The 8,181-nt window shown below is 74.6% G+C and carries 8 protein-coding genes; 7 read left to right on the forward strand and 1 reads right to left on the reverse strand.

Features of this window, described 5'->3' with window-relative positions; all coding sequences use genetic code 11:
- Positions 1-3: 3 nt before the first annotated feature.
- From ACFU5G_RS10580 to dtd, 3 genes are read left to right on the forward strand one after another with little or no spacing between them, the layout of a single operon-like run.
- Positions 4-330 carry a DUF2516 family protein gene (locus ACFU5G_RS10580; RefSeq protein WP_377243468.1) on the forward strand — a complete coding sequence of 109 codons (327 nt, stop codon included), beginning with the start codon at positions 4-6 and terminating at the stop codon, positions 328-330.
- A complete protein-coding gene (locus ACFU5G_RS10585) occupies positions 324-1,364 on the forward strand; it encodes an asparaginase (protein WP_377243470.1) in 1,041 nt (346 codons plus the stop codon). The genes ACFU5G_RS10580 and ACFU5G_RS10585 overlap by 7 nt, the downstream gene beginning before the upstream one ends.
- The gene (gene dtd / locus ACFU5G_RS10590) at positions 1,361-1,786 is read left to right on the forward strand and encodes a D-aminoacyl-tRNA deacylase (RefSeq protein ID WP_121386463.1); all 426 of its coding nucleotides are present in this window, start codon (positions 1,361-1,363) and stop codon (positions 1,784-1,786) included. Before ACFU5G_RS10585 ends, dtd begins: the two co-directional genes overlap by 4 nt.
- A gap of 11 nt (positions 1,787-1,797) precedes the next feature.
- Here the strand turns inward: dtd and ACFU5G_RS10595 are convergent, their stop codons facing one another.
- Complete coding sequence (locus ACFU5G_RS10595) at positions 1,798-3,864, reverse strand: LuxR C-terminal-related transcriptional regulator (RefSeq protein ID WP_377243472.1); 2,067 nt, start codon at positions 3,862-3,864, stop codon at positions 1,798-1,800.
- A gap of 512 nt (positions 3,865-4,376) precedes the next feature.
- On the opposite strand from ACFU5G_RS10595, the gene ACFU5G_RS10600 reads away from it, so the two are divergent.
- The 4 genes from ACFU5G_RS10600 to ACFU5G_RS10615 all read left to right on the forward strand — a co-directional run bounded on the left by ACFU5G_RS10600 (position 4,377) and on the right by ACFU5G_RS10615 (position 8,087).
- Positions 4,377-5,999, forward strand: a complete 1,623-nt coding sequence (locus ACFU5G_RS10600; protein ID WP_377243474.1) for a glycosyl hydrolase family 18 protein — start codon at positions 4,377-4,379, stop codon at positions 5,997-5,999.
- A gap of 104 nt (positions 6,000-6,103) precedes the next feature.
- Positions 6,104-6,646, forward strand: coding sequence for a sigma-70 family RNA polymerase sigma factor (locus ACFU5G_RS10605; protein WP_121386471.1), 543 nt, complete (start codon positions 6,104-6,106; stop codon positions 6,644-6,646).
- 55 nt (positions 6,647-6,701) lie between these two features.
- Positions 6,702-7,562 carry a hypothetical protein gene (locus ACFU5G_RS10610; RefSeq protein ID WP_377243476.1) on the forward strand — a complete coding sequence of 287 codons (861 nt, stop codon included), beginning with the start codon at positions 6,702-6,704 and terminating at the stop codon, positions 7,560-7,562.
- An 81-nt stretch (positions 7,563-7,643) separates the two neighbouring features.
- Positions 7,644-8,087, forward strand: a complete 444-nt coding sequence (locus ACFU5G_RS10615) for an OsmC family peroxiredoxin (protein WP_377243478.1) — start codon at positions 7,644-7,646, stop codon at positions 8,085-8,087.
- Positions 8,088-8,181: the final 94 nt, after the last annotated feature.

An 8,181-nucleotide genomic window follows, 5' to 3' on the forward strand; every position in this document is an offset into this window, starting at 1 on the left:
GCTGTGTTCGGAGCTCTCCAAACGTTCGTCTTCATCGTGCTGGGCGTCGTCGTCTTCGCGGTCCAGGTCATCGCCCTGGTCGACGCGATCCGGCGTCCCGCCCACGCCTACACGTCCGAGGGCAAGCTCTCGAAGCCGATCTGGCTCGCGATCCTCGGTGTCGCGGCGGTCTTCGGGCTGCTCGGGCTGCCGCCGATGATGGTAACGGCGTACTCCTTCCTGAACGTGATCGCGGTGGTCCCGGCCATCGTCTACTGGGCCGACGTGCGCCCCCGCCTGCAGCCGTACGGCACGGGCAACAAGCCGCGCGGACCGCAGGGCGGATGGTGACCGCGCCGATGGACGCCGGTCCCGACGCCGGGCCCCTGGCCGAGGTGATCCGCGGCGACATCGTGGAGTCGGTGCACCTGGGGCACCTCGTGGTGCTCGACCCGACCGGGCGGCCCGTGGTCCAGGTGGGCAACCCCACCGCGCCGATCTGGCCGCGGTCGTCGCTCAAGCCGCTGCAGCTCCTCGCGATGCTGCGCGCGGGCCTGGAGCTGCCGGACCGCCTGCTCGCACTGGCCTCGGCGAGCCACAACGGCGAGCAGTTCCACCTGGAGGGCGTGCTGCAGATCCTGGGCTCCGTGGGTCTCGGCTCCGGCGCCCTGCGGAACACCCCTGACCTGCCGCTCTACCCGCCGGCCGCGCTGGACTGGCACATCGCCCCGCACGACGGCGGTCCGGGCCCGGCGCCGCTCGCGCAGAACTGCTCGGGCAAGCACGCGGCGATGCTCGCCACCTGCCTCACGCAGGGCTGGGACATCGAGACCTACCTGTCGCCCGAGCACCCCCTGCAGCGCGCGGTCCGCAGCACCATCCTGGAGCTGACCGGCGACACCGAGCTCGTCATGCACACCACCGTCGACGGCTGCGGCGCGCCCCTGTTCTCCACGACGCTGCTCGGCCTGGCGCGCGCGTTCTCGACGCTGGGCGCCGCGCCGACGGAGGACGTCCGCTCGCACGAGGCGCGCGCCGCCCGGGCGATCTCCGCGCACCCCGAGATGGTGGGCGGCACGGGGCGCGACGTCACGCTCGCCATGCAGGCGGTGCCGGGCCTGGTCGCCAAGGACGGCGCCGAGGGCGTCTACGCCGCCGGCCTGCCCGACGGCTCCGCGCTCGCGTTCAAGGTGCTCGACGGCTCCGCCCGCGCCCGCCCCGCCATCCTCGCCGCCGCGCTGCGTGCCGCGGGCGCGGCGGGCCTGCCGGGCGTGTACCCGGGCGGGCTCGACGGGCTGGGCCGCGTGCCCGTGCTCGGCGGCGGCCGCCCGGTCGGCGAGGTCCGTGCCGTCTTCGCGGACGCCTACGCCGAGGGCCGTCGATGAAGGCGGTGCTCCAGCGCGTCACCCGGGCCTCGGTGACCGTGGACGGCGAGGTCGTGGGCGCCATCGACAAGCCCGGCGTCCTGGCGCTGGTCGGCGTGACGCACGACGACGGCCCGGCCCAGGTCGAGACCATCGCCCGCAAGATCGCGGACCTGCGGATCCTGCACGACGAGCAGTCGGTGGCCGACGTCGGCGCACCCGTGCTCGTCGTCAGCCAGTTCACGCTCTACGGCGACGCCCGCAAGGGGCGCCGCCCCACGTGGAACCAGGCGGCGCCGGGGCCGGTCGCCGAACCGCTCGTGGACGCCGTCGTGGCCGCGCTGCGCGAGCGCGGCCTGACGGTCGAGACGGGCCGGTTCGGTGCCGACATGCAGGTGGAGCTGGTCAACGACGGGCCGGTGACCATCCTGCTGGAGGCCTGACGCCGCGGGGCCTACCCCCGCAGCGCCAGTACCGCCAGCTCCGTGCGGGACCGCACCCCGAGCTTGCGGAAGACCCGCCCCAGGTGCACCTCCACGGTCCGCACCGACACGTAGAGGCTGGCCGCGACCTGCCGGTTGGTCCGGCCCTGCACCACGAGCCGCGCGACATCGAGCTCTCGCTCCGTGAGCAGGTCGGTCCACTGCCCGCACAGCTCTTCGCCGACGTCGATCACCGGGGCGCCCGCCGGCTCGTCCCGCGGCTGCGTGGGGACCGGGGCGGCCGCCGCGGCAGGCGGCGGGGGAGCGCTCGCCTGGCGGGCCGGCGCCTCCCGCACGAACCCGGGCGTGGTGAGCGCCTGCTCGGCGATGTGCTGCCAGGCCTTGGCGCCGGACTCCTCGAACAGCTCGTGCGCGCCCAGCAGGTGCGCGGCGGCGTCCCCGGGCAGGCCCAGCCGGGCGAAGGCGCGCGCGGCCACCAGCTCCGTGAGGCCGCGCTCGAACGTGGAGCCCACGCGGAGCGACGCCTCGACGGCCCGCTCGCGCGCCCGGTTCACGCCCGACGCGTCGGCGAGCGCGAGCTCGGCGCGCGCCAGGTCGAGGCGGCGTCGGCGCATCGGGCCGCCGGCGAAGCCGTTCGACACCCCCGGGTGGCCGGCGGTGCCGGACACCGCGTGCCCCGGCCCGGCGTGGCCGGCCCCGGCCGGATAGCTCCCGGCCGCGTCCGTGCCGACGGACGGCAGCACGCGCAGCCGCAGGCGTTCGTGCGAGCGGCGCGCGGCCCGGTCCTGACCGGCGAGCACCAGCAGCTCCACCGGGTCGGGCGTGGGCAGCCAGAGCCGGCGCAGCTCGTCGCCGCCGCGCTCGGCCGCGAGCCCGAGCAGGGTCGCGGCCTCCACCCAGCGCCCGTCGAAGACGGCGGTCTGGGCCCGGTCGCCGAGCGTGGCCGCCCGGACGACCGGAGCGACCTGGCCGGGCACCGACGCCTCGAGCGCGGCGGTCGGCCGGCGCAGGTGCCCGTCCCGGACCAGGTCGAGCCGGCGCGCGAGCGCGATCCCGAGCCCGCCGAAGGCGAGGGCCACGGGGAGGCGCTCCACGGCGTCGTCGAGCACCGAGGCGGCGCCGGTGATGTTGCCCAGGCGCAGGGCCAGGTACGCCTGCGCCACCCGCAGGTGCGCCTCCGCGAGCGGCGTCAGGGCCTCGTCCGGCCCGTCGAACCACCAGCCCGGCGGGCGGGCAGGGGCCAGCTCCGCCACCTCGGACAGGATCGCGGCGGCCTCGCCGGGCGCGCCGTCGAGCAGCCGGATCGTCTTGCGGGCGGCGGCGATCGCGGCGCGGTCGGGTCCGGCCGCGTCCTCGGGGACGACGGCGTCGGGCCGCCCGTCCAGCAGCGCCAGCGCCACGCCGAGCGAGCGTGCGGCGTCGGGCGCGCCGGCCGCGGACGAGCCGCTGTCGGCGGGACTGGTCGCGCGCCGGAGGTACACGACGGCGTCGTGCACGTGCCCTGCCCACAGCGCGGCCCGGCCGGCCACCGCGAAGGCACGCGCCCGCACCCGGTCGGTGCCGTGGCTCGCGGCCTCGCGCGCCACCTCGTGCGCACGGTGGACGTCGCCGCGCGCCAGGTGCTGCTCGGCGAGCTCGACCAGGCCGTCCGCCAGCAGGGGGTCTCCCGCGAGCGTGCTGAGGGCCGTGTGCCACATGGCGATGAGCGGCTCGTCGGCCTTGCGGTGCACCTCCGCCAGCGCCACGTGGGCGGCGGTGCGCGAGGCGAGGTCGGCGTCGTCGTGCACCACGGAGCGCACGCGCGGATGGTGGAAGCGGAACCGGCCGCCCACGAGATGGAGGTGGCGGCCGGCGGGGCCGGCCATGAGGGTGTCGATGTCTGTGCCCGATGCGGCGAGCAACAGCTCGGTGCGGTCCACCACGGCGACTGCGGCGACGAGCAGCACACGGCGTGCCTCGTCGTCGAGCCCGAGCGGGCCTACGGCCTCGCGGACCGCACGTGCGGCAGGCAGCGGGTCCGGCATCAGCGCCGTCCCGACCAGATGCTCCTCGTCGAGCATCCGTGCTGTCTGGTCCACACATCCAGGTTCGTCACCCACCACACGCGTGAGCTCGCACGCGACGTGAGGGGCCACGGTGCGGTCACCGAGGGGGAGCGGAAAAACGACTTGCTGCGGCAGCGCGGTCATCGTCGAGCCTCCCGGATTCGTTCACGGTGCTCGCAAGTATGACCTCCACACGTTTCACCCGCATCAACCTGAGCGTGCGACTTTTGCTGCGATCCGGCCCCGGGCCTGGGATCCTGCCCCACCGCGGACGGCCCGGGTACCTGATACCGCACGAAGTTGTTTCGGTGGCGAAGGTTTCACACCGAAACAACCGCGTGCGGTTCGCCCCTTACCACTACGTAGTCCCACCGTGTGGAATCCCCTTATTTCCCGTTAACGCAGGTTTCCTTACTTTTAACGAAGCATGACCAGCGCGACCACCGTTACCGGAGCAGTGCCCGGACCAGAGAGGGAAGACGATGGACTCGACGTACGAACCGCTATCAGGCGCCAGTAAGACCACCCGACGGATACTCGCGGGGGTGGCCGCGCTCGCGGTGGCGGCCTCCGCCGTCGTGGCGGGCGCCAGCATGCGCGAGGCGAACGCGGCCGAGGCCGAGCCCGCCGCCGCCGGGGCGAGCAGCTCCGCCATCAACGGCTTCCGCAGCGTCGGCTACTTCACGCAGTGGGGCGTGTACGGCCGCGGCTACCAGGTCAAGCAGATCGACACGTCCGGCGTGGCCGACGAGCTGACCCACATCAACTACGCGTTCGCCAACATCCACCACCAGAACCTCGAGTGCTTCGAGGCCAACAAGGCGCAGGGTGAGGGCCCCAACGGGTCCGACGGCGCGGGTGACGCCTGGGCCGACTATGGCATGGGCTACACGGCGGCCAACTCGGTCTCCGGTGCGGCCGACACCTGGGACCAGCCCCTGGCCGGCTCGTTCAACCAGCTCAAGCAGCTCAAGGCCAAGCACCCCGACCTCAAGGTCATGATGTCGATCGGCGGGTGGACCTGGTCCAAGAACTTCTCGCTGGCCGCAGCGACCGACGCCTCGCGCGAGAAGTTCGTGTCGAGCTGCGTGAACATGTTCATCAAGGGCAACCTGCCGGTGATCGACGGCCGTGGCGGCGCCGGTGCCGCCGCCGGTGTCTTCGACGGGTTCGACATCGACTGGGAGTGGCCCGGCTCGCAGAACGGCAACGTGGGCAACCACGTCGACGAGGTGAACGACGCCCGGAACTTCAAGCTCCTGCTCGCCGAGTTCCGTGAGCAGCTCGACGCCGTCGGCGCCCAGACGGGCAAGGACTACGAGCTGTCCGCGTTCCTGCCGGCCAACCCGGCGGACATCGAGGACGGCGGCTGGAACGACCCCGAGATCTTCGAGTCCCTCGACTTCGGCAACGTGCAGGGCTACGACCTGCACGGCGCCTGGGACCCGGCGCTGACCGGCCACCAGGGCAACTTGTACCACGACCCGGCCGACCCGCGGGAGGAGGCCCGGCAGTTCAGCGCGGACCTCGCGGTGAAGTCGTACACCGACGCCGGGATCGCTCCCGCGCAGCTCGGCCTGGGCCTCGCGATGTACGGGCGCGGCTGGACCGGTGCGTCGTCGTCGGACGCGTGGGGCACCGCGACCAGCGCCGCTCCCGGCCAGTGGGAGGCGGGGATCAACGACTACGACGTGATCAAGAACGTCGGCACCGGCTACTACGACGCCGACCTCGGGGCCGCCTGGCGGCACGACGGCAACACCTGGTGGTCGTACGACAACGACCAGTCCGTCGCCAAGAAGGCGCAGTACATCCGGTCCGAGGGGCTCGGCGGCGCCATGTGGTGGGACCTCTCGGGTGACCGGTCCGGCGCGCTGACCGGCGCGCTGTGGAACGTGCTCGGCTCCGGCAACCCCGGTCCGATCGAGGGCGGCGGGCCGACCGACCCGACGGACCCGCCGACGGACCCGACCGACCCGCCCACCGACCCGACCGACCCGCCCGGCGAGGCCTGCGCCTCGGCCGCGTGGAGCGCGTCGTCGACCTACGTGGGCGGCAACACCGTGTCGCACGGCGGCCACGAGTGGCGCGCCAAGTGGTGGACGCAGGGCGAGACGCCCGGCACCACCGGCGAGTGGGGCGTGTGGCAGGACCTGGGCGCCTGCTGACCTGAGCGGGCCTGATCGGAGAACCCTGGCGGGGCGAGTCGCCCGCCAGGGTTTTCTTGTGTCCGAGGGTGCAAGGAACCCGGCATTCACGACAGAGTGGGGGCGTGGACGACAGCCCCGGCGCCCCGCACGACGAACCGCCGCAGCACGACGAGGCCTGGTTCGGCGCGCTCTTCGACGCGCACTCGCGCGCCCTCTACTCCTACTTCGTGCGGCGGCTGCCCGACGGCGGCCGCGCCTCCGACGCCGAGGACCTCGCCGCCGAGGTGCTCGCCACCGCGTGGCGCCGGCGCGACGACGTGCCCGACGCCGCCGAGCTGCCCTGGCTCTACCGCACCGCCGGCTACGTGCTGGCGAACCACCGGCGCAAGATGCGGGCGCTGCCCGTCGCCGTGGTCCCGGACGAGCCAGACGACGTGGACCCCGCGACGCTCGCCGTCGACGACGACGCCGTGCGGCAGGTCCTGTCCCTGCTGTCCCCGCGCGACCGGCGCATCCTCCTGCTCGTCGCCTGGGACGGGCTGTCGGGCGACGACCTGGCCCAGGTGCTCGGCGTCTCCCGCGGCGGCGCCGACGCGGCGCTGTCCCGGGCACGGGCCCGCCTGCGCGAGGCGTGGGACGCCCACGAGCAAGCGGTGGACGCATGAGCACATATGGAGGGTGTGCGCGGCGCGGAGCCGGGCACGGCACGGAGGGACAGCGATGAACGAGCACCAGCGACCGGAGGACCAGGCGTTCGACCGTCTGACGGCGGCGGACCCGGCGCGGCGCGCGCCCGGTCCGGCCGACGACGTGCTCCGGGCCAAGGTCGACGCGCTGATCGCCGGGTCGGGCGGGCGGTTGCCGGGGCCGGCGGCGACCGAGCCCCCTGCGCCCGCCGAGCCCGCCGCGCCGTCGGTGGACGAGCTCGCGATGCGGCGGCACCGCCGCCGGACGCCGTGGCTCGTGGCGGCCGCCGTGGCGGGTGTCGTCGCGGTGGGCGGTGGCGGCTACCTGCTCGGGGAGTCCGGGCCGGGGGCCCTGCCCGCCGCGCTGGACAGCGGGACCGACACCGGGGCGGCGCCGGAGGCCCGCGAGGACGGGCCCTCGGTCATGGGGGCGCCGGACGAGTCCGGGGCCGAGGCCGAGAGCGTCGAGCCGCTCACCGCTGGCGGCGACCTGGACTCCGCGACGCGGCTCGTGTTCCACGCGGGCGTCGGCCTGACGGACACGCCGGGGACGGCTGAGGTGCGCACCGCCGCGGGCGAGAGCCTGGGCGAGTATCCGGTGGTCAGCGAGGAGGCGGCCGTGGAGCGCCTGGGCGACCCCCGGTTCGCGGGCACGGCGCCGAGCGCCCGGCAGGCCGCCCCGGACGGGGACGCCGGGCCGTCGCCCGCGCCCGGCGGCCCGATCGCCTGGCCGGTCCAGGACGTGACGATCGTGTCGGCCGAGCTGACCGAGGTGGGCTACACCCTGCCAGACGGCGCGGTGCTGGTGGTGCCCGCGTACGACCTCGCGGACGCCGCGGGCAGCAGCTGGACGGTACTGGCCGTGGACGAGGAGGCGCTCGACTTCGCGCCGTGACGCGACTGCCCGGCGGGCGTCGTAGGGTCGGGCACGCAGGGACCCGTCCGAGGTCACAACGCGATCTTCAAGGAGTGCACCATGCCAGCACGTACCGCTCGCACCGCCTGGAACGGCACCTTCCAGGACGGGAAGGGCCAGGTCGAGCTCTCGTCGTCCGGCGTCGGCACGTACGACGTGTCGTTCCCGGCGCGTGCCGCCGAGGAGGCGAACGGGGTCACCAGCCCCGAGGAGCTCCTCGCCGCCTCGCACTCGTCCTGCTACACGATGGCCTTCACGAACGAGCTGGGCCAGGCCGGCGCCACGCCGGAGCAGATCGAGGTCTCGGCCGTGGTCACGCTCGGCCCGGACCCGGCCGGCGGTCTCCACATCAGCAAGAGCGCCCTGACCGTGCGCGGTTTCGCGTCCGGCATCGACGAGGCGGGCTTCAAGGCCGCGGCCGAGGCCGCCAAGGTCGGCTGCCCGATCTCGAAGGCCCTGACCGGCGTGGGCCAGATCACGCTGGACGTCACCTTCGAGGGCTGACCTCGTCCGGGCGTTCACGGGCGCGGCACGCGCCCCGGGACCCCCGTCGCGCGACCGCGCCCCCGGGGGGGGGAAAAGCGAGGTGGCCCCCCCC

The sequence above is a fragment of the Promicromonospora sp. NPDC057488 genome (assembly GCF_042802395.1).
Taxonomy (GTDB): Bacteria; Actinomycetota; Actinomycetes; order Actinomycetales; family Cellulomonadaceae; genus Promicromonospora.

Excerpts from the sequence above, each read along its gene's own strand:
- ACFU5G_RS10585 (WP_377243470.1), top strand. The coding sequence starts at position 324 with ATGGTGACCGCGCCGATGGACGCCGGTCCCGACGCCGGGCCCCTGGCC.
- dtd (WP_121386463.1), top strand. The coding sequence starts at position 1,361 with ATGAAGGCGGTGCTCCAGCGCGTCACCCGGGCCTCGGTGACCGTGGAC.
- ACFU5G_RS10610 (WP_377243476.1), top strand. The coding sequence starts at position 6,702 with ATGAACGAGCACCAGCGACCGGAGGACCAGGCGTTCGACCGTCTGACG.
- ACFU5G_RS10615 (WP_377243478.1), top strand. The coding sequence starts at position 7,644 with ATGCCAGCACGTACCGCTCGCACCGCCTGGAACGGCACCTTCCAGGAC.